Source organism: Erythrobacter litoralis (assembly GCF_001719165.1).
In the GTDB taxonomy this organism is placed as follows: domain Bacteria; phylum Pseudomonadota; class Alphaproteobacteria; order Sphingomonadales; family Sphingomonadaceae; genus Erythrobacter; species Erythrobacter litoralis.
Genome location: NZ_CP017057.1, coordinates 2,753,872 through 2,777,902, shown reverse-complemented (window position 1 = coordinate 2,777,902; position 24,031 = coordinate 2,753,872). Strand labels below are relative to the sequence as shown.

General features: G+C 63.7%; 19 protein-coding genes. 13 read left to right on the top strand and 6 right to left on the bottom strand.

The features are described 5' to 3' along the window. Positions 1-73: 73 nt before the first annotated feature. On the top strand, positions 74-1,702 hold the full coding sequence (gene bchE, locus Ga0102493_RS13215; protein WP_034906860.1) for a magnesium-protoporphyrin IX monomethyl ester anaerobic oxidative cyclase: 1,629 nt from the start codon (positions 74-76) through the stop codon (positions 1,700-1,702). Beyond that, positions 1,692-2,723 (top strand): bacteriochlorophyll 4-vinyl reductase, encoded by a 1,032-nt coding sequence (gene bchJ, locus Ga0102493_RS13210; protein WP_051698485.1) that lies wholly within the window; start codon positions 1,692-1,694, stop codon positions 2,721-2,723. Before bchE ends, bchJ begins: the two co-directional genes overlap by 11 nt. 55 nt (positions 2,724-2,778) lie before the next feature. On the opposite strand, the gene Ga0102493_RS13205 is transcribed toward bchJ, so the two are convergent. Then, complete coding sequence (locus Ga0102493_RS13205; protein WP_051698486.1) at positions 2,779-3,471, bottom strand: alternative oxidase; 693 nt, start codon at positions 3,469-3,471, stop codon at positions 2,779-2,781. Positions 3,472-3,845: 374 nt separating this feature from the next. On the opposite strand from Ga0102493_RS13205, the gene Ga0102493_RS13200 reads away from it, so the two are divergent. The 11 genes from Ga0102493_RS13200 (at position 3,846) to Ga0102493_RS13160 (ending at position 19,949) form a co-directional block, all read left to right on the top strand. Beyond that, positions 3,846-5,930, top strand: a complete 2,085-nt coding sequence (locus tag Ga0102493_RS13200) for a hypothetical protein (protein ID WP_034906862.1) — start codon at positions 3,846-3,848, stop codon at positions 5,928-5,930. 401 nt (positions 5,931-6,331) lie between these two features. Beyond that, complete coding sequence (locus tag Ga0102493_RS16490) at positions 6,332-6,427, top strand: hypothetical protein (protein WP_150132533.1); 96 nt, start codon at positions 6,332-6,334, stop codon at positions 6,425-6,427. A gap of 71 nt (positions 6,428-6,498) precedes the next feature. Further along, complete coding sequence (locus Ga0102493_RS13195) at positions 6,499-7,833, top strand: MFS transporter (protein WP_034903015.1); 1,335 nt, start codon at positions 6,499-6,501, stop codon at positions 7,831-7,833. Next, the gene (locus tag Ga0102493_RS16175) at positions 7,830-7,997 is read left to right on the top strand and encodes a hypothetical protein (protein WP_161490067.1); all 168 of its coding nucleotides are present in this window, start codon (positions 7,830-7,832) and stop codon (positions 7,995-7,997) included. The genes Ga0102493_RS13195 and Ga0102493_RS16175 overlap by 4 nt, the downstream gene beginning before the upstream one ends. Before the next feature lie 3 nt (positions 7,998-8,000). After that, positions 8,001-9,458, top strand: coding sequence for a cytosine permease (locus Ga0102493_RS13190; protein ID WP_034903016.1), 1,458 nt, complete (start codon positions 8,001-8,003; stop codon positions 9,456-9,458). Continuing rightward, on the top strand, positions 9,455-10,798 hold the full coding sequence (locus Ga0102493_RS13185) for an APC family permease (protein WP_034903017.1): 1,344 nt from the start codon (positions 9,455-9,457) through the stop codon (positions 10,796-10,798). Before Ga0102493_RS13190 ends, Ga0102493_RS13185 begins: the two co-directional genes overlap by 4 nt. A 405-nt stretch (positions 10,799-11,203) precedes the next feature. After that, entirely contained in the window at positions 11,204-14,680 is a 3,477-nt protein-coding gene (locus Ga0102493_RS13180) for an autotransporter domain-containing protein (protein ID WP_083228528.1), read from the top strand. A gap of 595 nt (positions 14,681-15,275) precedes the next feature. Beyond that, a complete protein-coding gene (locus Ga0102493_RS13175; protein WP_051697857.1) occupies positions 15,276-16,727 on the top strand; it encodes an efflux transporter outer membrane subunit in 1,452 nt (483 codons plus the stop codon). Next, a complete protein-coding gene (locus Ga0102493_RS13170; RefSeq protein WP_034903022.1) occupies positions 16,724-18,040 on the top strand; it encodes an efflux RND transporter periplasmic adaptor subunit in 1,317 nt (438 codons plus the stop codon). Before Ga0102493_RS13175 ends, Ga0102493_RS13170 begins: the two co-directional genes overlap by 4 nt. After that, on the top strand, positions 18,037-18,753 hold the full coding sequence (locus tag Ga0102493_RS13165) for an ABC transporter ATP-binding protein (protein WP_034903024.1): 717 nt from the start codon (positions 18,037-18,039) through the stop codon (positions 18,751-18,753). Before Ga0102493_RS13170 ends, Ga0102493_RS13165 begins: the two co-directional genes overlap by 4 nt. Continuing rightward, the gene (locus tag Ga0102493_RS13160; RefSeq protein ID WP_034903025.1) at positions 18,753-19,949 is read left to right on the top strand and encodes an ABC transporter permease; all 1,197 of its coding nucleotides are present in this window, start codon (positions 18,753-18,755) and stop codon (positions 19,947-19,949) included. The genes Ga0102493_RS13165 and Ga0102493_RS13160 overlap by 1 nt, the downstream gene beginning before the upstream one ends. Positions 19,950-20,597: 648 nt before the next feature. Here Ga0102493_RS13160 and Ga0102493_RS16010 read toward each other — a convergent pair. The 5 genes from Ga0102493_RS16010 to Ga0102493_RS13145 form a co-directional block, all read right to left on the bottom strand. Next, a complete protein-coding gene (locus Ga0102493_RS16010) occupies positions 20,598-20,882 on the bottom strand; it encodes a hypothetical protein (RefSeq protein WP_150132481.1) in 285 nt (94 codons plus the stop codon). Between the two features lie 239 nt (positions 20,883-21,121). Beyond that, positions 21,122-21,271, bottom strand: a complete 150-nt coding sequence (locus tag Ga0102493_RS16170; RefSeq protein WP_161490066.1) for a hypothetical protein — start codon at positions 21,269-21,271, stop codon at positions 21,122-21,124. Positions 21,272-21,335: 64 nt separating this feature from the next. Continuing rightward, entirely contained in the window at positions 21,336-21,590 is a 255-nt protein-coding gene (locus tag Ga0102493_RS13155) for a hypothetical protein (protein ID WP_034903626.1), read from the bottom strand. Positions 21,591-22,001: 411 nt separating this feature from the next. Beyond that, a complete protein-coding gene (locus Ga0102493_RS13150; protein ID WP_051697859.1) occupies positions 22,002-23,366 on the bottom strand; it encodes a sensor histidine kinase in 1,365 nt (454 codons plus the stop codon). Then, on the bottom strand, positions 23,363-24,019 hold the full coding sequence (locus Ga0102493_RS13145; protein WP_034903028.1) for a response regulator transcription factor: 657 nt from the start codon (positions 24,017-24,019) through the stop codon (positions 23,363-23,365). Before Ga0102493_RS13145 ends, Ga0102493_RS13150 begins: the two co-directional genes overlap by 4 nt. Positions 24,020-24,031: the final 12 nt, after the last annotated feature.

Below are 24,031 nucleotides of genomic sequence, written 5' to 3'. Positions count from 1 at the left end.
TTTTGATCTCGGACAAAGCGCATGGCCGCCGCCTCCCCCAGTCTGGGCAAATCCAGACAAGGGGAGTCGGTCCATGCGTATCCTGTTCGTTCATCCCAATTACCGGTCCGGAGGCGCGGAAATCGCCGGGACCTGGCCGCCCGCATGGGTCGCCTACCTGACGGGTCCGCTCAAGCGTGCGGGCTTCACCGACATCCATTTCATCGATGCGATGACCGAAGGGGTCAGCGACGAGGAACTGCGCGACCGGATGCTGGCGCTCCAGCCCGATGTCGTCGGAACGACCGCGATCACTCCCTCGATCTATGCCGCCGAACGCGTGCTTGAGATCGCGGCGCTGAACGTGCCGAAAGCGGTGCGGGTGCTGGGCGGGGTGCACGCGACCTTCATGTACAAGCAGGTGCTTTCCGAAGCCCCGCATATCGACGTGATCGTGCGCGGCGAGGGCGAGGAGATCGCGGTCGAACTGTTCACCGCCATTTCCGAGGGCCGCTGGAAGCAGGACCGCGCCGGGATCAAGGGCCTCGCTTTTCGCGACGGCGATAAGATCGTCGCTACGCCCGCCGCCGACACGGTCAAGGACATGTCCACGCTCAAGCCCGACTGGACCATTCTCGACTGGGACCAGTACATCTACCTGCCGCTCAATACCAAGGTCGCGATCCCCAATCTCGCGCGTGGCTGCCCGTTCACCTGCTCGTTCTGTTCGCAATGGAAGTTCTGGCGCGACTACCGCATCCGCGATCCCAAGGATGTGGTCGACGAGATCGAGGACCTGCACGTCAATCACGGTGTCGGCTTCTTCATCCTCGCGGACGAGGAACCGACCATCAACCGGAAGAAATTCATTGAGTTCTGCCAGGAACTGATCGACCGCGGCCTGCCCGACAAGGTGAAATGGGGAATCAACACCCGCGTCACCGACATCTATCGCGACAGGGAATTGCTGCCCTTCTACCGCAAGGCGGGGCTGGTCCATGTCAGCCTCGGCACGGAAGCCGCCGCGCAGATGAAGCTCGACCGGTTCAACAAGGAAACCAGGGTCGAGGAGAACAAGCAGGCGATCAAGCTGCTGCGCGATGCCGACATCTTCGTCGAGGCGCAGTTCATCGTAGGGCTGGACAATGAAACGCCCGAAACGCTCGAGGAAACCTATCGCATGGCGTGGGACTGGCAACCCGATCTTGCCAACTGGGCGATGTACACGCCCTGGCCCTTCACCCCGCTGTTCGAGGAGATCAAGGACCAGGTCGAGATCCACGATTTCAGCAAGTACAATTTCGTGACCCCCATCATGAAGCCTTCGGCCATGGAGCGGGGCGAGCTTCTGAACGGGGTGATGAAGAACTATCGCCGCTTCTACATGCAGAAGGCGCTGTTCCACTATCCGTGGCGCGGGACGGGGTTCAGGCGGCGTTACCTGCTCGGTTGTCTCTATGCCTTCCTGCGCGCCGGGTTCAAACGGACCTTCTACGATCTCGGCAAGGCAGGGTACTGGGGTCCCCAGACGCAGAAGAAGGTCGATTTCCATTTCGATGAAAGCCGCGCGGCGGCTGAGGACGCTGCGACCGACTGGCAGACCAATGCCGACCGCGCGGCGCAGGCCAAGGCGCGGCGCGAGGCGGTGCGCAAGCAGATGAAGGAACGCGGGGAAGAACGCCGCCGCGACCGGATCGACGTGGCTGCGGACAATGACGCGTAAGGCGCGCGCCTCCACGCCCGGCGAGGCGGAGATCGGCCCCAATGCCGTGCTCCAGACCGTGCGCATCATCGAGGAGCGCCTGGGCAGCGAGGTAAGCGCGGCGATCCTGGCCGAAGCCGGGCTTTCTGGGCTCCCGAGCGGCGAGTGCATGATCCGCGAGACCCATGCGATCGCGCTCCACCGCGCGCTTCATCGCCGTCTCCCGCGCGAGGCCCCGGCGATCGCGCGCTCGGCAGGATGGGCGACTGCCGACTACATCATCGCCCACCGGATTCCGGGCGCTGCGAAGGTCCTGCTCCGTCTGCTCCCGGCCTCGCTCGCCGCGCCCTTGATGATGGCGGCGATCCGTCGCCACGCCTGGACGTTCGCGGGGGCAGGGCGCTTCACGCCGCGCGGGGGCTGGAGCTTCACGATCGATCGCTCGCGCGCCGGGGACCAGCCCGCGCCGCCCGCCTGCCTGTTCGAATGGTATGGCGCGGTCTTCACCCGCCTGTTCCGCGAACTCGTCGCCGAGCGCTGCGAATGCCGCCCCCTGGCAAGCGAGAGCGAAAGCGGTGACGAGCGGCTCGTTCGCCATTACCGGATCGCGCGGTTCCCGGCAGCCGAGAGCCGATCGCCGGCGCCTGCGCCGCTCGGCATGGCTCGGATCGACCCGACGCGAAGCGGCGAGACGATCGCGAACGGGTCGCAGCAGGTGACGGCATCGGGCAATGCCCTGCGCGACATGATCGAGATCATCGACCGGGCGAGCGAGCGGGTCGAGGAGCTCGCTCCCGCCTCGCTGGTGCAGGCGGGCAATCTCAACGAGGTCGACGCGGCGATCTCCGATCTGGAGCGCGACACCCAGCAGAACGCGGCGATGGCCGAACAATCGAGCGCGGCGAGCGCGCTGCTCAACGAGGAGGTCGCGCGGCTGAGCGAACGCACGGCGTTGTTCGCCCTGTCCGCGCAGGATGAGGCCGCGCAGGGCCGCCGTAGCGCGGGCGAAGGCGCGCCGGTCGATCTCAGGCTTCACGCCTGAGGGTCCCCTCGGTCGCGTCAGGCGCGCGGCTGGGTGGGCAGCCGAATGCGAACCGTCAGCCCGGCGTCGCTCCCTCGAGCGGCCGGTGCGCCCGGCGGGCATCGAGCTCCTCGACGAAACCGTGGTTGACGTCGCGGTGCTCCGCCTCATCGGCGCGCACGGCGGTGATCACGTCGCGCAGCCTCGCATTGGCAGGCAGCTGCCAGTAATCGATCGCAATCTGCGGCGCTGGAAGGTTTTCGTGGCGGCCCGCATCGACCTCGGCCAGATAGGCGGTGTAGCTGATGACGGCTTCTTCCTCGAAATAGCCGACCACGCGGTGCGCCGTGCGCGGGGCCAGGAGATAGAGGAAGAAGTAGAAATTGTAGAACACCATCTGCGTGATCGCGATCAGCAGCCGTTCGAACCAGCTGGGCTGTGCGATCTCGATGAACGTCATCAGGTGCATCCGCTCGTTCTCGGCCTCGTCGAGCAGCGTGCGGATCCAGCCTTCGTCGTCACGCATCTTGCGCAGGGCGGTCAGATGCTGCCACAGGCCGCCGACCATGCCGGGCACCGCGGCGACAGTTTCAAGCACGACCGCGCGGTGGCCGTAGCGCTTTGAGAAGAACGTATCGGCGACGAATCGCAAGGCCTTGACGAAGCCGAAGGCGACCTTGTCGCTGGCATTGCGCGGCGGCACGTGGCTATCGATGACGGCGGCGTGATTGACCTGCCGGACGAGGGGGCGGGGATCGATCGGTTTCATGGTTTCGGGAACACCCAAAGCTCGCCTGGCCCCTTCTACCCGACCCCATGTCGGGCGCCCTGACCAGAACTCTCTCGGCGAGTTCAAGATAGACATCGGGGAGGAAATTTCGCGCGAAACCGGCGCAAAGGATGTGCGCTTTTCTGCAACGGATTCCGCTTTCGATCCTGCGCTCATGCGCGGAGTTCAAGTTCCGCGATGTTCGCGGCCTCGGGTCGCAATCCGCATTGACCCCGAAGCAAACGCGAATAAGCCCATGGCCGCTGTCGAACCCGCGTGCTTCGCAGGCGCACCTCGGACCCAAGCGCACCGTCTCGCCCGATTGCAAAGTATCGGTCCGCCTGTAAGGTTGAGCCGTTCGGTGGAGATATCGATTGGAACAGGCGGAGAGCCGGGTCGCTGCGCACGGCTTGATGAAGGCGACACTGTTCGGAGAGTTCCGGATCGAGACGCCGAGTGGGGAACTCGTGGTCCTGAGCAACCGCCGGGCCGCGCTCCTGCTCGCTGTCCTGTGTCTGGCGCCCGACCATTCGATCGATCGCGAAGCGCTTGCCCGGCTGTTGTGGCCGGACCGATTCCTCGCGCAGGCCAAGGCAAGCCTGCGTCAATGCCTGCTCGAGCTCAGGCGCAGGCTCGAAGAACATGGGATCGACTGCCTTCGGGTATCCCGCGCAGAGGTGGCGCTGGCGCCGGGGAGCCTGGAGTGCGACCTGTTCGATCTTGAAGCCGGGCTGTCATCCGATGATCCGGAGGCCGCCATCGCAGCCTTGCTTGCGATCGGAAACCGGCCGCTCATTCAAGGCCCCCCTCTCAACCCCGAGTTCGAGGAGTGGATCACCACCCGGCGCGACCATGTCGACGCGCAGCTGCGGGCGGCGATTTCCGGAGCGATCCGAAACTCTCCCAAGGCGACGAGCGAGCGGCTGCTGGAAGCGGCACGGGCGCGGTTTGCGTCCTATCGCACTTTCAACCGCGCGAGCCATCAGGCGCGCATTGCCGTCCTGCCATTCGGGCAGATGGACACTGTCGGCGGCAATTTCTTCCTCGCCGACGGGATCGTCGATGAGCTTTCGACGCGGCTTGCTGGCATCAACGGCATCGCGCTGGCGGGACGCACATCTGTCGCCGCGATGATCGAGAAGGGGCGGACGCTAACGCAGATCGCGTCCGATCTCGGTGTCACCTACCTGATCGAGGGCGACGTGAGGCGCGACGAGCAGGGGATCAGCGTCCGCATGGCGCTGATCAGCGGCCAGTCCGGCACCGAGATCTGGTCCGACCGGCTCAGCGGTTCGATCGAGGATTTCTTCGATGGGCGCAGGGTGATCGGCGCGAATATCATCGCCGCGATCTGCCGTGCCCTAGGGCTCACCGCGTCGCCCGCGCCCTCGCGCAAGATGACCCGCGACCGCGAGGCCTACGCGCTCTATCTTCAGGCGCGGGCGATGATCCAGAAGATCGGGGTCGAGGGTGCGTTTGCCAAAGGCATCGCGTTTCTTGAGCAGGCGCTGGAGATCGATCCGGATTTCGCCGAATGCTGGACCGCGCTCGCCAATGCGCACATCATGACGGCGGCGATCACGCCCAGTCTCGAGCGGGTGGCGCAATCCGCCGAAGCCGCCCGCTGCGCCGAACGGGCAATCGCGCTTGATCCGGGGCAGGGCCACGCCTGTTCGATCCTCGGGATTCACGAATGGACCCGGTTCAACCCGGCGCGCGCGCTCGAAATGGCGTTCGAGGCCTACGCCCGCGATCCTAATGATGCCGATGTCTGTTCGCGGCTAGGATCGTGCCTGCTTTATCTCGGCAAGTCGCGCGAGGCGCTGCCCTATGTCGAGGAGGCGGTGGATCGTGATCCGGTCTATGGCCGCAACTACGCCATGCTGACGTCAGCCTATCTGAGCCTTGGCGAGATCGACAAGGCGCTGGCGGCAGGCCAGCGCATGGCTGATCTCGGCACGCCAGCGATCTGGCTGGCGCTCGCACAGTTCGTTGCGGGCGATCTGCGAGCAGCCGAACGCACGCATTACAATCTGCGAAGCTTTCTCGGCACGACCTTGATGTCTCCGCCCGGTGTGGCGCCGATGGACGACGCCGCGCGCGATGCTTATTTCGCTTTCGGGGCGCGCGGTATCTACAGCGGTGTGCAAGCGGATCGCGCCGCCTATTGCCAAATGCTGGGCGGGCTCCATGCGACCATGCCCGATCCGTATGACTCGACGATCGCTTTCCCGGCAATCGCGATGGGGCACAGCGATCTGGTTATGAAGATCTATTCCGAATGCATCCACCCGAGCAACATGTTCATCCTCATGAGCCTCTGGATCGACATCGACCCGATCAACCGCACGATCCGCGATCCCCGCTTCATGGACTTCGCCGAACGCATCGGCATGGTCGAAGCCTGGGAGCGTTTCGGGTGGCCCGATCTGATCCCGGGCGACCCGCGCAGGTCCTGATCCCACACGAATTGACGCTTTTTTGACGGTCGGCCCCGTTGACTGATCGGCTGTTCTGGCCGCATCTATATCCCTGCGCACAAACGAAAAACAAGGCTCGTGGACAACGCTTCTGAACCATCGGTTCGGACGCGTAGGAGCCTTTTTGCTTCAGAAAATCGGCGCTTGAGAGAGTGCGGATTTCAGGGACTCCGGCGAGCGGTTTTTGCGACCCGGCCGCTCGCCGGGGTTCGATGCGTGATCGGCTCGAGGAGAATTGGGGTGACTGCAAGAGCTTTTCGCATGTCCGCTTTTACGGCTGCGCCGTTTCCCCCCCCCCCCCCCCCCCCCCCCCCCGGCACCGTCGCTCATGCGGCCGAGGTGGCGCATGGCTTCGTGGAAGCTTTTCCTGACCTGCCGAAATCGCCCGCGCCATCGCGCTCAACGCCTCCGACGAAGCCAGCTTCGTCACCGGCACCACGCTGACCGCCGACGGCGGCTTTCATCTGACACCGTGAAAGGACGCAACCGCGATGCCTGACGATCTCGAGGCGAAGAATTACGCGCTGGGCGAAATGGGGGAAGCGGCATGACGAGCACTGCATCGGCCATCGCGGCGACCACCGTCCGGCGCCCGCTTCCGGCGCTGTCCGAACACCGGGTCGCGCGGTTCGCCGCGATCATCATGCTCTATTTCCTGCAGGGCGTACCGCTCGGCCTGACGCTGGTCGCGCTGCCCGGATGGCTGGCCGAACAGGGCGCCAGTCCGCTCGAACTCGGCGGGTTCGTCGGGATCGCGCTGCTGCCCTGGTCGACCAAGCTCTTCAACGGCCTTGTCATGGACCGCTTCACCTTCAAGCCGATGGGCCGCCGGCGCGGCTGGATCCTGCTGGCGCAGGCCCTGATGTTCGCCACGCTGCTGGCAATGGCGGCGAGCGCGCCCGGCGCCAGCGACATCGCGCTGCTGACCGCGTTCTGCTTCGCTCTCAATGTCTGTGTCACATTCAGCGATGTCGCGGTCGACGGAATGACGGTGGATATCGTCCCCGAGGCTGAACGCACCGCGATCAACAGCCTGATGTTCGCGAGCCAGAGCTTCGGCGTGGCGGTGTGCAGCATGGTCGCGGGCCAATTGCTCGCCTCTGGGAACCTGACGATCACCGCGCTGGTCCTGGCGGCGATGGTCGCCTGCGCCTCGATCTTCGTCGCGCTGTTCCGCGAACGGCCGGGCGAACGGCTGCTGCCATGGACGCAGGGGCTGCCCTCGCGAGAATGCGAGGAACGCCAGAATTCGGCCTGGGGACCGATCCTTCGCGGCGTGCTGCGTTCGGTGATCGCCCCGCGTACCCTGCTGTTCCTGATCGGCACGGGCTGCGCGCAGGCTCTGTTCGCCTTCGCCGATGCGGTCAACCCGACGCTGGCGGTGCAGCAACTGGGCTGGTCGAGCGAACGCTATGCAAGCTTCAGCGCGCTGACGAGCCTCGTCGGGGCCGGGCTGGCGCTGTTCGTGCCGATCGTGCTGGTGCGCTGGTTCGGCCTCAGGCGTGTCATGATCGGGCATTTCCTGGCGATTGCCGCGCTCGCGGCGATCGGGGGCGCAACCTATGGCGGGTGGCAGGACGACCGGCTGTTCATGGTGCTTGCCGTGGCGCTCTATGCCCTCGGGGTGCTGCTCACCATCGTCCAGATCGTGTGGGCGATGCGGATCAGCAATCCCGCCATCGCTGCCAGCCAGTTCGCGCTGTTCATGGCGGTGCCGAATTTCTCGCGCTCGATCATGTCCGGCAATTCTGGCTGGTTGGTCGAGGGGGGCGGCTATGCAATGACCTATTACGCGGTCGCCGGGATCACGCTGCTCGGCCTGGCGCTGTGCCTGCTGGCGCGCGTCGGGGATGAGCGGGACCTGCCCGGAGCGGCCCAATGACCCGCCCGCGACCAGGTGTCTTCGAGGACGAGCTCGAGCGGCGCCTGGCGATCCTGTCGCAGGGCGAGGAAACGGATCGACGCCTGCCCGCGTCGGACGCTGTAGTGCTGGCGGCCATCACCATCGGTTCGTTCGCAGTCGTTCTCGTTGCGCAGGCGCTCTGACAAATGGCCAACGGGACACGGATCGAAACCGCGCTTGCCGAGACGCTGCCGCTGCTGCCCGAGGAGCGCAGCTGGTCGTTCCGCGACATGCTGGCGGTCAAGAGCGGGCTTTCGATCGCCACTTGGGGCTTCCTGTTCGGTGGGGCGACCGGGCAATTGGTTGGCTTCATCGACGGCGTCATCGCGCTGTTCTTCGGCACCGCCGTCGGCCTTGGTATCCTGTTCTTCGCGCTGCTGCTGCCGGTTTACCGCAAGGGGTGCGAAAGCTTCGTCTTTCTGCGAAGCGCTTTCGGTCCCCTTGGAGCGAGCCTGCTTGCCGTTCCGCTCGTGCTCGGAATGGTGCCTTTTTCCGCCGCCATTCTTTCCACCATGGCGGGCGCCGCGACCGAGGAAGTGCTGATCGGGCTGTCCCTGTTTTCGGCGGACAGCGGCTTGCCCTTGTCCGCGATCATGTCCTTTGCCGTGCTGGGGGTGAGCTTCCTTCTGGCCGCGCGCGGAAGCGACACCTTGCGCCTGTTCAACCTTGCCACCGTGCCGCTGCTCGTGCTGCTTTCGGGCGGATTGCTGGTGGCGGTCTTCATCGAGGCAGGCTGGGAATGCATCTTCGCCGCGGAGCCGCCCGAAACGCGGTGGGACCGCCCGACCCGGCTGATGCTGGCGGTGGAACTCAATATCGTGGCCGCAATTTCGTGGTTCGGCCTTGCCGGCAATCTCATGCGCTATGGCGAAAGCGCGCGCGCGGCGACATGGGGCACATGGATCGGGCTGGTGCCGGTGTCGTTGTTGCCATCCATCGCGGGTCTTGCCTCCTCGCTCGCGCTGGGTTCGGCCGATCCGGTGCAATGGATGACCCCGCTGGTGGGACCGGTGCTGGGGCTGGCGATGCTGCTGATCCTCATCATTGCCAATGTCAGCAGCGCGGTCGGCTTGCTTCAGGGGAATGTGACGACGATCATCCAGAATTTCGGTGCGCCCATCCGCCGTCTCGGGTTTGCAGGGATGACCAGCATCCTTTGCGTGATCGCCTCGCTGATCATCTGGTTCGCTACCGATGCCCTATATGCCAAATTCTATTCGATAACTGCGTCTTTCGGAGCGATCTTCGCTGCCTGTGTCGGGGTCCTGCTGGCCGACCGACTGGTGCTTCGCCGTTCGGACGCGAATCTGGCGGCCCTGCATAATACCTCGGGCGGCCCCTATGCCTTCTGGTCCGGCATCAATCCGGCGGCGCTGATCGCGCTTGCTGCTGGGTTTGCAACATATATCGCGCTGCTCGAACCCGTCAGCCAGACGCCGGACGCGCTGTTCCGTTACACCTCGGCGAGCCTCCCCGCGATTGCAGGCGCATTTGTCGTCCACCTGGCGCTGACGCGTCTGGTCACGATCCCCGCCCGGCGCGGCGGCTATGACGGCGTGCGAGGCGCAAGGTTCGACGTCAGCGATGCGGAACCCGCCGAATGAGCGGGAGCCCGCAGCCTGGCCAGCTCCACAAGCGGCTCGGTCTGCCGTTCGCCATCGCCGTGTGCGTCGGACTGGTCGTCGGGACCGGCATCATGCGCGCGCCGGGCGAGATCGCCAACATGGTGCCCGATCCGACGGTCGTCATGCTGCTGTGGCTGGCGGGAGGGCTGTACGTCCTGCTGATGGCCAATGTCGCGGCCGAAATCTCGTCGGCCATCCCGCGCTCCGGAGGGCATTACATCCCGGTCCACGAAGCGCTGGGGGATTCAATGGGTTTACTCGTCGGCTGGACCATGTGGGTCGTCGGGGTTGCGGCTTGCGCCTTCTTGTCGCTCGCCGCAGCGGAGTTTCTGGGCACGGTCGTCCCATGGGTCGCCGACCATGTGGCGAGCGTGGCGGTGTTCTTCCTGCTTTGCGTGACAGCGCTCAACTGGGCCGGAGTGGAAGAAGGTCGCCGGGCACAGATCATCAGCACCGCTCTCAAGATCGTCCTGCTGCTCGCGGTCGTCGGCGTCGCGCTTGTCATGCCGGCGGGTGCGGCGGCGGGCGAGGTCGAAGTCGCACCGATAGAAGTCGAGCCGCTCTCGGTCCTGACCGTGCTTGCCGGATTGCAGTTCATCGTCGCAGTCTATGACGGCTGGTATGCGTCGATCTATTTCGCGGGAGAAGACAAGGATCCCGGCCGCAACATTCCGCGTTCGCTGTTCCAGTCTGCGATCATCGTCACCCTCATTTACCTTGCCGTCAACTGGGCCCTGATCCGGGCGCTTGATTTTTCGGTGCTGCGCGCATCGACCTTGCCCATGGCGACCGTGATCGAGGTGGCCACCGGGCGGTGGGGTTCGATCGTCGTGGCTCTGGTCGCGGTGCTGATGGCGCTGGGAACGCTTAATGCGGTCGTGATGTCGAACCCGCGCGCGCTCTATGGCATGGCCGAGGATGGCCTGTTCGTGAAATCCGCGCTCAGGGTCAACCGCGGCGGAACGCCCACCTTTGCTCTCGCCATTGGAACATTGCTAGCGATCCCGTTGATCTATTCGGGCGGCTATGTGTTCGTTTTCCGTCTTGCGGGCGCGATGGTCCTGTTCGGGTCGTGCCTGTTCGTGCTGTCCTATTTCGCGCTCCGAAAGCACCGCCCCGACCTCGCCAGACCCTATCGCGCCAAGGGACACCCGGTCCTTCCCGCGCTCGCCCTGATGATCAACCTTGCGCTTCTGACCGGTTTCGTGATCGCCGAACCGGTCAGCGGGGCAATCATGGCGGGGATGATTGCGGTCTGCATCCCTGTCGGCCTTCATCTCGAGCGCGAGAAACGGCGGCGTGCCCCGACAGCTACCTAAGCACCTTCGGAAGTTGGCCCGCAGCTAGGCGAACCGATGCGGCTGCGTCGGATTGCCTTTTGGATCGGCTCTTGCCAGACTGATTTCGTCGCGACAGTAAAGCAAGAGGTCGGTTTGCTAGGAGACAGTCGTTCGAACGTGGCGAACTGCGGCAGCTTGGTGGGAAGCGGACACAGATTCGTGAGATCGCTTCGAGGGCTCAAGCGAGCAAGTAACTTTATTTCCCTTTAGCAACATTGAGCCGTCATGCAGTTGATTTGAAAAGCCTCGTTAGGCAAACCCATGACTAACGAATGCGCAATACACCGAAGTCTGCTGTAAAACTGACAAAATTTACTGAGACATTTTCGACGATTTGTGTTTTCTTGTGATTGACGGGTGGGCGACTCGAACAGGGGAATCAGCATGTCAAAATTGCGGCTTCTAACCGGCGTAGGATTTCTGGGTTTCGCAGGAGGGCTCTTGCCAGTCCCTGCCAGCGCTTCAGACCCCAGCAATCAAGCAAACGAAGACATCAGTTTGGAAGCGCAAGGCACCTTTGTGGGGTTTCGAAGCGATGCGCCAGCCGTCTCGCTTGAGCTACCAGATCCGGCCGCAATGGCCGACTACATCGCCCTTCGATCATCACCCAACGCTCGAGTGGATCTGACGCTGGAGGCCCCTAATCTCAGCGATTATCGGGCAAACACTGGCACGCCCGGCAATGACGCCATCCAGCCTGAGATATTTGTGCGCGATGATGTCGGGCTGCCAGCCTCCTTCGACGCCGATGATACGCAGCCTTCTGTCGTCCAGATTTTCAGTCAGGACAACGTGACGGGCGACGTGTTTCTCAATTGTACAGGCAGCGTCATCAATCCTCGCACCATTCTGACCGCCGCACACTGCTTGAATTTCAATTCGTCGGAAGCCTATGGCCTGCCCGAAATCGGCGCTGCAACTACTATGCTGATCGCCACTGGAGCGGACACCTCTTCGCGGCTGTTCAATTATCTTGCCACCGGGGCCGGTTACGCTGAAGGCGGTCTGGCGCAGAGCACCGACGTGGTCATCCATCCATCCGCCAACCTAGACGATGGCGGGCTACCTTTCCCATTCGCAGACATAGCTCTGATCGCGGTCGACCAACCGATCACCGATGTTCCGATCCTGCCTATTCTGCTAACCCCGCTGACTGAGCTCACGAGGGTTGTGCAGGTTGGCTATGGCTCGTTCGGGGCCGGGCTTGGCGGGCCTCCGGCGGATGCAACTATATTGGATAGTCTCCTGCGGCGCGTTGGCGAAAATGACCTCGGCGCTCTTGCATCCTTTGCTGATTTTGATGACGTCGTGTTTGCCAACGATGCACCCAACGCAGTCAATTTCGGTAGCAGCACTCAGCCGTACTATTGGACCGACTTCGATTTTCCAGACCGTGATGCGTTCGGCCTGACAGGCTGCAACTTCAACGGTAACGGACCGGAATGCGCGACCCTGGGCGATATCATCTCGACCGATTGGTTTGACGGCGACGCCTTACCCAACGAGGTTGGAACAGCTCCGGGGGACAGCGGTTCGCCGCTGATCGTGCCCGACCTCTACGATCAGCCGGTCAATATTGCGGTGCTTAGCGGTGGGGTAAGTTTTTTTCGCGAGTTCCTCAATGCCACATTGGGTTTCGACAACACCTATGGCGACATCAGCTTTTACAATCCGATCTACCCTTTTTTCCAGTTCATAAGCGAAAACACGTCGTACAAATACGTCTCAGCCAAAGCTGGGAGCGGGAACTGGTCTGACCCGAACCGTTGGACCCAGGATCTTGACCCCGCGTTCCTCATCGATGACGGCACCGGCAATCTCGTGAACGGCTTGCCCGAAGGCGAAGAGGCCGGCATCTTCTCGGTCGGCGACAGCATCGGGATCATTCTAGGCACCGATATTGCGGACTTCCCAGATATCGTGTCTCCCTTTGGTCCGCAGCCGGGCGATCCGAATTTTGGTGGTAACCTGCCAGAGAGTTCAGCGCTATTAGGGCCGGGTTCGACAGGCTTTGTTGCGCAGAACACCGATGGCTCACCGGGCCAGTCGTTTGAGAACCCGGCCAAATATTTCGAGGTCCACCTCAACAAGTTTGGCGTGACGAATGTCGATATTGATGTCGAGATCGACAAGCTAGTGCTCGACAACGGCCTCGCTTTATTTAACCTTCCCGAAGAGCGCACCTTCAACACAATCATTGGCTACGAGCAGTTCAACGGGACCGCGAGGATCGATGGACAGTTCAACGCGGGGCTAGTCGCTCTGATGGGCGGATTGCTGACCGGCGAAGGGACGGTTGCGAGTGAGGTCGTGTTCAACATCGGCGCTGGCGTTGCGCCGGGAGGTCTGTTTGGCATCGGCACGCTCACCATCGATGGGGACTATGTCCAAGCTAGCGACGCAGCGCTGTTGGTGAACACCGAAGTCCGCCGTCGGCAAGTCACCAATGACCTGTTGTCGATCACCGGCGATGCAAGCCTTGCTGGCAATCTCATCGTGGCGGGAAATCGTCGTCTGCGTTTTGCCGACGAATTTGCGGTGCTTGCCGCAAACACGATTGCCGGCGGCTTCGACGAGACCCTCCTTGTGACCTTCTCACCGCTTCTCTTTGCTGAGTCGCGCGTCGAAGGCGGCGAGGTAATCGTTGATGTGAAGGCTCGGCGTCTGCGCGATCTGTTCTCGTCCTTCCGCAACCTCAAGTCGCTCGGAGCCGCGCTCGACACGCTTCGTTTCGATGGGCGTTTCAACGAGTTTGTGGGGCTGTTCGACGTGATCGACGGCGCCGGCGTCAATGCCCTCGTCCCAACGCTGCAATCCTTGACGCCGATAAGTGCGTTTGGCCAATCGACCGTTGCGACAAACTTCTCGCAGCGGTTCACCGGGCAAATCTCGCAGCGCACGCTAGCCTTGCGTGGGGGTAACCGGGCGGCCAACACCTTCTCCGCTGCGGGCGCTGGTCAGGTGTCGAACATTGCACAGGTCGGCGGCGCTGAAATCGGCAAGCTCGGCTTTTTCGGGACGGTGAGCGGTCAGTATCTGGTCACCGCTCAAGAGCGCAACACTGGCAGAAACGCCTTGGAGGAATCAGCCTTCATGCAGGCCGGCGAACTGACGCTGGGTGCGGATTTGCGGATGTCCGAAAATCTGACCATCGGCTTTGCAATGACCAGCATCCAGAACAGCGCGCCGGTTCTGGGCTTCCGACAGCGCGCGGACGACACCAGCCTTTCCGGGGCAGTCTACGCCGCGCTACAATCGGGCCAGATGTTTACGGACGTCTATATGGGCTTCTCACGCCAGAGCTTTGGCGTTGAGCGCGCCAGTCAAGGCAACTTTGCCCTTTTGTATGACAGCGCGAGAGGCGAAGCGCAGGGCCGCCAGCAGTTTGGTGGAGCGCGCGTCGGTTACGCATTTGGCCTTGCGCCGGGCGTGAAGGCGGGGCCTGTGGCCAGCGTCGACTATGTACGCAGCGATCTTGGCGGTTTCTCCGAGTTCGGAGCGGGCGACTTCGGTCTCACCGTGCTTGACCGTACTTTCACCTCGGTCGGAGCAAAGGCAGGCATGATGGCGTCGCTTGAAACCGGTACGGGGCGCAAAGGCGGGCTGACCGCTTTTGGGTCGGTGGCTTACGCGCGGGAACTGGCTGACACGCAAGACATCGTCACCGCCGCATTCCTCAGCGCCAAGGATGTGCCATTTACAGTCGTCAACCAGCTTGACCCGAACTGGGTCTCGCTGTCGGCCGGTTTCGATTTTACGCTTGGTTCGTACTTCAGCGTTGGCCTAAGCGGGCAGTCCGACATGGGCCGCGGCGTGCTGACGAATAACCAGGGACGTGTGAACTTCAACTGGAAGTTCTAGGCTGGCTGCCAACAGCCACTCTTTGCCTGACCGGTGGCATGAATGTGGGCGAGGCGCGCATCTGAGCGCCTCGCTCCGTTCCCACTCGCGCCAGTCAGTCCTGCGATATGCCGTTGAACATTCTAGACGCCTGCCAGCTGTGCACATGATTTGTTCTCAAAGTCCCCGTCAGAGCAAACGTCCATGATGGGGGCGCTAACGGAAAGGCGGCTTCTAGGGGCTCACCGCCCAATTCTTGCCTATCTCGAGTCGACTCCAACCTTGCCGCTCGAACTGGGCTAGGTCATGCCAAAGATTGCGGACTGGCTGCTTTCGGAGGTATCCTGTTCCCTGCCCGCTGCTACGAGGTGGGTGGATTGCCGAATAGCATCCCTTGACGTCGCTCAAGGCGAGGCCGACAGGCTGCGGTCATAGCTCGATGCTGGGGCACGCGGCGGCCTCCGGTACTCGACCCCGCCAGTCCGCTTTTGTACGCATGCCGGAAAATCGGGGGGGCAGCGGTGTGATCTATGGAGAGGGCTAGATGAGCGACGAAGCAATGGATGTCGCGAGGGATGCTTTCGGTGCTGAACCGGCAGTCTGAGGATCGGCCTGAATGAAGGACGGATACGATCGCGTCGCACCGCCGATCTCGGGCGGTGTGCTGGCTATTGCCATCCTCGCGCTGGCCGGTTGCGCCTCGCTTGCTCCCGAGCAGCCTGCGATGAGCAGCGTTCAGCCCGTTCCCGAGCAGTGGGTTCTGGCGGAACCCGGCGCGACGGATATTCCGCTTGAGCGCTACTGGGTCATGCTTGAGGATCCGCTGGTTGAGGAGTTCGTGGGGCGCGCAAGGGCCGAAAACCTCGATCTCGTTCAGGCGGTGGCACGCCTGCGCGCCGCTCGGGCGTTCCTGCGACAGGCGCGTGCCGACCGCGTGCCCACCGTCAATGCGAGCGGCGGCGCGAGGCGCGATGTCGGCGATTTTGCTGCTGACGACGTGCTGCTTTCGGCTGGTCTCGATGCTGCATGGGAGATCGACCTGTTCGGGCGGATCGACGGTTCGATCGACGCGGCGCGCAGCGACGTCGAGGCGGCGGGCTATTCGCTCGGCGATCTTGAGCGGGTGATCGTCGCTCAGGTGGCGAACCAGGTGGTGACGGCCCGCTCGCTGGCAGAGCAGCTCGCGATCGCGCGCGAGACACTCGCCAACCAGGACGACAATCTCCAGATCGCGCGCTGGCGCAACCAGGCGGGACTGGTGAACAGCCTCGATGTCGAGCAGGCGCGCACCCAGCGGGCACAGACCGCGGCGAGTATCCCGCAGCTTGAAAGCAATCTCGTCGCCGTGGCCAACTCGATCTCGACCCTGATCGGCGAGACGCCGGGCCGGGTCTATCGGGCGTTGGAGGAGGCTCCGCGCTCGGTGCCCGTGCCGCCAATCGACGTCGCGCTCGCGGTGCCCGCAGACACGCTGCGCCGCCGTCCGGACGTGAGCGCCGCCGAGGCAGGGCTCGCGGCCGATCTCGAGCGCGTGGGCGTCGCCCGCACACAGCTTTTTCCGCTGGCGCGGTTGTCTGGCACGATCGGCACCAGCGCCACCGATGTCGGCAGCCTGTTCGATCTCGTTACCGGAAACGTCTTCGCCAGCCTGTCGCAGCTGATTTTCGACGGCGGCCGGGTGCGGGGGCGGATCGAGGGGGCACAGGCTGCCGCCGACGGGTCGCTCGCCGCTTGGAGGCAGAGCATCCTCCTCGCGCTCGAGGAAGTCGAAAGCGCGGCGGTCGATCTCGATACCAGCGCCGAGCGGGTGATCGCCCTTGCCGAGGCGACCGAGGGCGCACAGAACGCCGCCATCCTTGCGCGCAGCCAGTACCAGGCCGGCCTCATCGATTTTCAGCGGCTTCTGGTCGCCGAGAGCCAGTTGCTCGGCACGCGCAACGCACTCGTGAATGCCGAGGCGGGACGCGCGATTGCCTTCATCAGCCTTGCTCGCGCATTGGGCGGAGGGTGGTCCGTGCCGGATGGGACAGGCATCGAACAATCGGCGGCTAGGGAGTCCACGCAGTGAACGAAGCGACCAATCCGGCCGATCCGGCTGGCGTGGACGAATTTCTCGGCACGCAGCCGCGCCCGCGCTGGCGACGGTGGATGAAATATTGGCTGCCCGGCCTCGGCGTGCTGCTGCTGGTGGTCACCGTCGTCCGGTGCACGGCCGATGCCCCGCCTCCCGACTACATCACCCAGGAGGTGACGCGGGAATCGCTTGCCCTGTCGGTCACCGCGACCGGCAACCTGCGCCCGACCAACCAGGTGGAAGTCGGCGCCGAAGTCACAGGCCCGGTCGACAGCGTCACGGTCGACGTCAATGATCGCGTTTCCAAGGGCCAGGTGATCGCGGTCATCAACACCGAAATCATCGACCAGCAGATCGCCCAGGCTCGCGCCAATCTCAACGCCGCCCGCGCCGGGCTGGCGCAGGCGCAGGCGACGCTCGACATCGACCGCGTCCAGCTTGCGCGGCTCGAGGAAGTGCGGCGGCTTTCGGATGGGCGCGTTCCCTCACAGATCGAACTCGAGCAGGCCGAAGCGGCCGTGGAGCGGGACCTTGCCGCGGTGGCCTCCGCCCGGGCCAACATCGAAGCGGCCGATGCGTTGCTCAAGGGCAATCTCACGACCCGATCCCGGGCGGTGATCCGCTCGCCGGTCGATGGCGTGGTGCTCGCCCGCCGGATCGAACCCGGGCAGACCGTCGTCGCGGCCTTCAACACCGTGACCCTGTTCGTCATCGCCGAGGATCTGTCGAGAATGCAGCTGCGGGTCGCCATCGACGAGGCGGATGTCGGCCAGGTGAAGGCTGGGCAGGAGGCGAGCTTCACGGTCGATGCCTATCCCGGCCGCCGTTTTCCCGCGACGCTCGAGCGGATCGACCTTGCCTCGGGCAACACGGTCGAGGGGCAGGCAGGCGGGGCGGCAGCGGGCGCAGCGGGGGCGAGCGCGGTGGTCAGCTACGAAGCGCGGCTCGTGGTCGCGAACCCGGAAGGCCTGCTGCGGCCCGGCATGACCGCCACCGCGACAATCGCCACCCAGAACACCGGCAAGGCGCTGCTGGTGCCCAATGCCGCGCTGCGCTTCCGACCCGATGCACAGGAGGAAAGCGGCGGCGGCGTGTTCCAGCCGCAGATCGGGCTGGAGGAGCAGAAGCAGCAGGCCACGATCGGCGTGGGCAGCCGCCAGCAGGTGCAGGTTCTGCAGGATGACGGGACGCTCGAGCCCGTCGAGGTCATCACCGGACGCAGCGACGGGCGGCGCACCGTGGTGCGCTCCGAAATCCTCGAACCCGGCATGAAGGTCGTCACCGGGGTCAGGGCGGCGGGCCGATGACGGGCGAACCGCTGATCCAGCTCGAGGGCATCACCAAGACCTTCGGTAGCGGAGCGGCGGCGTTCCAGGCGCTGAAGGGCGTCGACCTGACCATCGAGCGCGGCGAATTCGTCGCGATCATGGGACCGTCGGGCTCGGGCAAGTCGACGACGATGAACATCCTGGGGTGTCTCGATGTGCCGACCGCAGGCGTGTTCCGGTTTCGCGGCGTCGAGGTGCAGAAGCTCGACCGTGACCAGCGCAGCCTCCTGCGGCGTCGCTATCTCGGCTTCGTGTTCCAGGGCTTCAATCTGCTCGCACGTACGACTGCGCTGGAGAATGTCGAACTGCCGCTGCTTTATCGCGGGGAGAGCAAGGCCGTTCGCCGTGCGGCTGCGATGAAGGCGCTCGACCAGGTGGGACTGGTGCCGTGGGCCAATCACACCCCGGCGGAGCTGTCGGGCGGCCAGCAGCAGCGTGTCGCCATCGCCCGTGCGCTGGCGACCGAACCGGACGTTTTGCTCGCCGACGAGCCGACCGGCAATCTCGACAGCGAACGCTCGGTCGAAATCATGGAATTGCTGCGGCGTCTCAACGCCGAGGGGATCACGATCCTGATGGTGACGCACGAGGAGGAGATGGCGGCCTTTGCCAAGACCATCGTGCGCTTCCGCGACGGACTGGTCGAGCGAGTGGATCGCGGAGTGCTCGCCGCTGAAGGCAGCCCCGCCTGATGCTGGGCACGACGATCCTTCTCTCCCTGCGCGAAATCCGGCGGCACATCCTTCGATCGATCCTGACAACGCTCGGCATCATCATCGGCGTCGCGGCGGTGGTCACGATGGTGACGCTCGGCAACGGGGTGACCGCCTCGGTGCAGGAGGAAATCTCATCGCTCGGCGCGAGCAATTTCATTGTCTTTCCGGTGCGCACGGACCGGGGCACCATCCGCCCCTTCGACGAGGACGACGTGCGCGCGGTGCAACAGCAGATCGCCGGCGTCACCATTGCCGGCGGCAACGCCGGAGCCAGCGCCACGGCCTTCTACAACGGTCAGGACTGGGACACCCGCGTGCAGGGGGTGAACAACGCCTTCCTCAAGGCTCAGTCGATCGACTTGACCGACGGACGCGCCTTCACACAGGACGAGGAGACGGCCGGCAAGAACGTCTGCCTGCTCGGGCTCAAGGTGCGCGAGGCGATATTTCCGCCCGGCGCCAGCCCTGTCGGCGCGCGAATGCGTCTCGGCGACGTGTCGTGCCAGGTGGTCGGCGTGATCGAGGAGCGCGGCCAGGGCGGCGGCGGCGCGGATGATGACGATGCGGTCTACATGCCGCTCAAGACCGTCCAGCGACGCTTCAAGGGGAATGACAACCTCGACTATTTCGTGGTGAAGTATGATGCAGCCTATCAGGCCGGTGTCATCCAGGATTCGCTGGTCGACCTGCTGCGCGAACGCCGGCTGCTTCAGGATGGCCAGCCCAACGACTTCAACGTGATCGACACCGCGCAGGTCAACCAGGCGTTGGGCGCCGCTACCGGGGCGCTTACGGCAATGGTTGCGGTAATCGCCTCGATCAGTCTGCTCGTCGGCGGTATCGGTATCATGAACATCATGCTCGTTTCGGTGACGGAGCGCACCCGGGAGATCGGCATCCGCCTCGCGATCGGCGCATTGGCCAGCGAGGTGCGGCTGCAATTCCTGACCGAAGCGGTGGTGCTTTGTGCGCTGGGGGGCCTCGTCGGTATTGCCCTGGGTTTCGTGGCGTCGATCGGACTGGCCTCGGTGATCGACGTTCCGTTCGTGTTCGATCCGGTCATCAATATCGTAAGCTTCGCCTTCGCAGCGGGCATGGGGATTGTTTTCGGATACTACCCTGCCCGACGCGCATCGCAGCTCGACCCGATCGACGCGCTGCGCCATGAGTGAGCAACCCCGCTGCGCTGAGAGGTGTCTGACCGGGGCAGGTAGGCGATGAGCTGGCGCTCCTGAGGAGTGCTCCCGCCCGCCTGGAAGATCGAGCAGATCGAAAAGAGCAACCCTGGATGGGATGACGTTTTCGAGAAGATCCACTGACCGATGGCGATCCCAGCTTTCGCTGGGATGACGGAAAGTGCAATCGCAGATCCCCCCCATTTCCTGCGGCTTGGGACGCTCAGGCTACCTGCTCCTAGCAGGCAGACCGCTTGCTCGGCTGCTTTGCCAAAAACAGACCGGCAGGAGCCGTCCCCTTCCTGGACAAATGCGCACCGAATTTTTGTCGCTAGTTCTCGTGCGGGTTGGTGAACGTCAGGTCCTGAGCAGGGATCAGCAAAGCTGCCTCTTGGCTTTGGGGTAGCCGCGGCCTCGTCGGCTCTGGCCAGGGCCCGCAATCGCCCCTTGAAGGCGTCCGTATATTTGGTCTTTTGGAGCCGGCAACCCAACCTCGTTGATTCTCATAAGGCGGCGCCGGCGCTAGCCTTGGTAGCGGGAAGACGGTTCTCCATGCCGTTATCGGAAAAGGGCCGATACCGCTTGAAGAAGCAGCGGCCGCACCGGCGCAAAAGGGACTGTCTGGATTGCGAACCGCTCATGATTTCATCGGCACAGATACTTGACTATTCTGCTGTCTCCTGAGCCGCGACTGATGCTTTCTTGGAATGCTCTACGGTCAAATTTGCCACAATGCTTTTCAGCAGCCTCTCTGGCCTCATCAAGTTGATTGCCCTTGATCCGGTAAGTCACACTTTCCGAATTTGCTTGGGAGACGATAGGATTTGATTGAAACGTCGCACAGGCGGAAATCGAGAATGCAAAAGCAGCCAAGACGAGCCCGAAGCCTGGCTTCATACGCCAAACCTGAATTTCTCGAATAGGTGTCATGGGAATATTCCTTCCGTTTAGGGCAGGCGCTCATCTGCACCCGCACGCTCTACTGGCGGTCACCCTCCTCCGAATGCGTCTTCAAGCCGGGAGTGGAGGGACTTGCCGCTGCGATAGTCGTCGGGTCGATGTTCTCTTCTGGTAGCGAGGCAGGAGCGTCCGGCTTCAGCGATCCCCCTTCGTTTTCCCATTCGCGGGTCCCAGGCTCAGGGGATGCCGCGGTTGGTGGAATGGCCATCTCATCCACTCCTGTGAGCGGCCAAACTGGACAGGCCATTGGCCTTGCGCCACATCGCAATGCGCTTCGCGCGCAGCCCCATCAGATAGGCATTCGTTTTTTGCTCTTCGGCCGTAAGCGTGAAATCGCACCGAAACTGGTCAATTGGCATGGTGGCGCTTCCTCTCGAGCGGGACAGGTAAGGGCCGGGGATCGGTCCCCGGCCCTCGTCTTCGTCAGCCCTGCTGGGCGCGAGCTTGCTTTTCCTGTTCGGAAGATTCGCCCTGCTGGTGCTGGAGATTCACGGCGGGCTTCCTGCCGCCGTCGACTTCGCTGGTCTCGTAGCTGAAGCGCTGGTCGACCTTGGGCATCTGACCTTCCTGCTGCAGGTCTGCCTTCTTGAAGCGCAGCGCATCACCACCCTTTTCAGGGGTGATCGAGCCGGTGCCCGAACTGCTGTCGTAGCTCTTAATCTTGCCATAATTGGCCATCGGATTTTCCTTCCATTTCGCGCGGGCGCTCATCATCGACCGCTTGTGCGCGGGCTAAGAGGCGAAAAGGAAAGAAGAGATGGCCGTATTACTGACCTTCGGGACCGTCGATTGCGACTGGTAGCTTTGGATAATATGGTTATTGGCAACGTCAAATTCAAGATCTGGAAACTCTATTAGGGATACAATTTCTGTATTAAATGTTTAGACCAAGGTTCCGCGTATCGTATCTCGCTTCCAGGTGGTCGTTCGGGTTCAATTATACCGCAATTGACTACCCATCTGCGGTCATCAGCGGGTTTGATACACGATCTCAGAAGCGGTATGGCTGCTTGAGGCGTCACGCCGCCGATAGTCGAAATTCTCAAACCGACCCCTAAGCAGAAACTGCCCTGCGACCCTTCGGGGCCTTCATTCGATCACTCCATCGCCAGCGAAGCGGATCATTGCTCGGAGACCGCGTTCGCCGTTGCGAATGGCGAGATCGACCCCCATCGCTTCGGCGAGGTCGCGGGCGATGGCAAGGCCGAGGCCCGACCCGGCCATCGCGCGATCGAAGCGCGTGCCGACTTCGAATGCGCGGGCAATGTCGGCCTCTGCCATGCCGGGGCCGTCGTCCTCGATCTCGGCGGTGAAGTGCCCCTTCCTGTCGCATTCGAAGGTGAGCGTGACCGCGCTCAGCGCCCATTTGCCCGCGTTGTCGAGCAGGATTGAGAGAAGCTCGGCGAAATCGACCGGGTCGAGCGGCAGGACGAGCCCCTCGCAGCCGGTCGCTCGCATGGTGAAGCGGCGCTCGGGATGAAGCCGCTCCATCGCCCGCAGGATCGGGACCGCGACCTCGGGAATAACGACGCCCTTGCCCGATCGTTTCCGCCCCGCGGATGAGCGGGCGCGGGCCAGCTGGTATTCGACCTGCTGCTCCATCGCGCGCGCCTGGTCGAGCAGGACCGCGCCCGAGGCGGCGCATTCGCTGCGCTCGGTCAGGCGCTCCGCCTCGTCGGTGATGACCGCGAGCGGGGTGCGCAGCGAATGGGCGAGATTGCCCGCCTGAACGCGAGCGCGGGCGACCATCTCCTCGTTCTGGCGGATATAGGCGTTGAGATCGGCTGCGAGCGGGGCAATTTCAGCCGGATACTCGCCTTCGAGTTCGAGCGCCTCGCCGCGTCGCAACCTGCCGAATGCCGCGGCAAGCCGGTCGAGCGGCCTCAGCCCGAAGGCGATCACCGCCAGCCCGGTTCCCAGCAGCAGCGCCGCAAGTCCGGCCAGCCACAGCGCGAGGTCCGCGGTGAAGGCGTCGATCAGCCGGTCGAGTTCGCTCTGGTCGGTGGCGATGACGAAATGGATGTCCTCGCCTGCGGGCCCCCTCCGGGTGAAGCCATAGGTGATCGCGGCTCCGGTCGGCCCGCTGTCCACGCGGTGAAGGATCTCCGGCGAATGGGCGATGCTTTCGTCGAGCGCCCCCTGCGTCATCGAGCGCGAGCGCAGCGGCTCACGTCCGGGAGCGGTGACCTGCCAGTAGAATCCCGAAAGCGGCACCTCGTAACGCGGGTCCGACAGCGGGCGCGACAGGCGTATCGCGCCGTCAGGGGCGATCTCGGTCAGGCGCGCCAGCTCGCGCACATGGACCTCGAGCTCCTCGTGATAGGATTGCTCGACATGGGCCGAGAAGATGCTCGCCGCCGAAATCCAGATCGCGGCGATGCCGAGCAGCACCCACAGGCTTACCGCGAGCAGAAAGCGCAGCCTGAGGCTGGAAAGGGAGGGGAGGCGTATCATCGCTCGAAGCGGTAGCCCATTCCGCGCAGGGTCGTAATCCGCTCGCGTCCGATCTTGCGGCGCAGGCGCCCGACCAGCACCTCGACGGTATTGAGTTCGCGCTCCGCGTCGAGTTCGTAGAGGTTCTCGAGGATGTCACCCTGCGACATGACCTGCCCGGGGCGGCGCATGAACAGGTGGAGCAGGCGGAATTCCTGGCGGCTGAGCGAAAGCGGTTCGCCGCTTTTACGTGCGGTGCGTGCGAGCGGGTCGAGCACGATGTCGCCCGCCTCCAGCGAGGCGCTGCGCGAGCCTTGCTGGCGGCGGAACAGGGCATTGAGTCGGGCGAGCAGTTCCTCGAAGCGCACCGGCTTGACCACGAAATCGTCCGCGCCCGCATTGAGGCCCTCGACCTTGTCCTGCCAGCTGCCGCGCGCAGTGAGGATCAGGATCGGCGTTTCCACCCGCCGGTCGCGCCAGCCTCGCAGGAGGTCGAGCCCGCTCCCGTCGGGCAGGCCGAGATCGAGGATGATCGCGGCCATGCGCTCCACGTCAGGCCAGTCCTCCGCCTCGCTTTGGCTCGTGGCGAGATCGACTGCAAAATCGGCCGCGCGCAAACGCTCCGACAGGCGGCGACCGAGCTCGGGATCGTCCTCGACGAGCAGGATGTGCATGGCGAAATCCGT

Coding starts and splice junctions, on each gene's coding strand:
- Ga0102493_RS13190 (WP_034903016.1), top strand. CDS start 8,001: ATGGCCAACGGGACACGGATCGAAACCGCGCTTGCCGAGACGCTGCCG.
- Ga0102493_RS16175 (WP_161490067.1), top strand. CDS start 7,830: ATGACCCGCCCGCGACCAGGTGTCTTCGAGGACGAGCTCGAGCGGCGC.
- Ga0102493_RS13165 (WP_034903024.1), top strand. CDS start 18,037: ATGACGGGCGAACCGCTGATCCAGCTCGAGGGCATCACCAAGACCTTC.
- bchE (WP_034906860.1), top strand. CDS start 74: ATGCGTATCCTGTTCGTTCATCCCAATTACCGGTCCGGAGGCGCGGAA.
- Ga0102493_RS13175 (WP_051697857.1), top strand. CDS start 15,276: ATGAAGGACGGATACGATCGCGTCGCACCGCCGATCTCGGGCGGTGTG.
- Ga0102493_RS16010 (WP_150132481.1), bottom strand. CDS start 20,882: ATGACACCTATTCGAGAAATTCAGGTTTGGCGTATGAAGCCAGGCTTC.
- Ga0102493_RS16170 (WP_161490066.1), bottom strand. CDS start 21,271: ATGCCAATTGACCAGTTTCGGTGCGATTTCACGCTTACGGCCGAAGAG.
- Ga0102493_RS13180 (WP_083228528.1), top strand. CDS start 11,204: ATGTCAAAATTGCGGCTTCTAACCGGCGTAGGATTTCTGGGTTTCGCA.
- Ga0102493_RS13160 (WP_034903025.1), top strand. CDS start 18,753: ATGCTGGGCACGACGATCCTTCTCTCCCTGCGCGAAATCCGGCGGCAC.
- Ga0102493_RS13205 (WP_051698486.1), bottom strand. CDS start 3,471: ATGAAACCGATCGATCCCCGCCCCCTCGTCCGGCAGGTCAATCACGCC.
- Ga0102493_RS13195 (WP_034903015.1), top strand. CDS start 6,499: ATGACGAGCACTGCATCGGCCATCGCGGCGACCACCGTCCGGCGCCCG.
- Ga0102493_RS13185 (WP_034903017.1), top strand. CDS start 9,455: ATGAGCGGGAGCCCGCAGCCTGGCCAGCTCCACAAGCGGCTCGGTCTG.
- Ga0102493_RS13150 (WP_051697859.1), bottom strand. CDS start 23,366: ATGATACGCCTCCCCTCCCTTTCCAGCCTCAGGCTGCGCTTTCTGCTC.
- Ga0102493_RS13145 (WP_034903028.1), bottom strand. CDS start 24,019: ATGCACATCCTGCTCGTCGAGGACGATCCCGAGCTCGGTCGCCGCCTG.
- bchJ (WP_051698485.1), top strand. CDS start 1,692: ATGACGCGTAAGGCGCGCGCCTCCACGCCCGGCGAGGCGGAGATCGGC.
- Ga0102493_RS13155 (WP_034903626.1), bottom strand. CDS start 21,590: ATGGCCAATTATGGCAAGATTAAGAGCTACGACAGCAGTTCGGGCACC.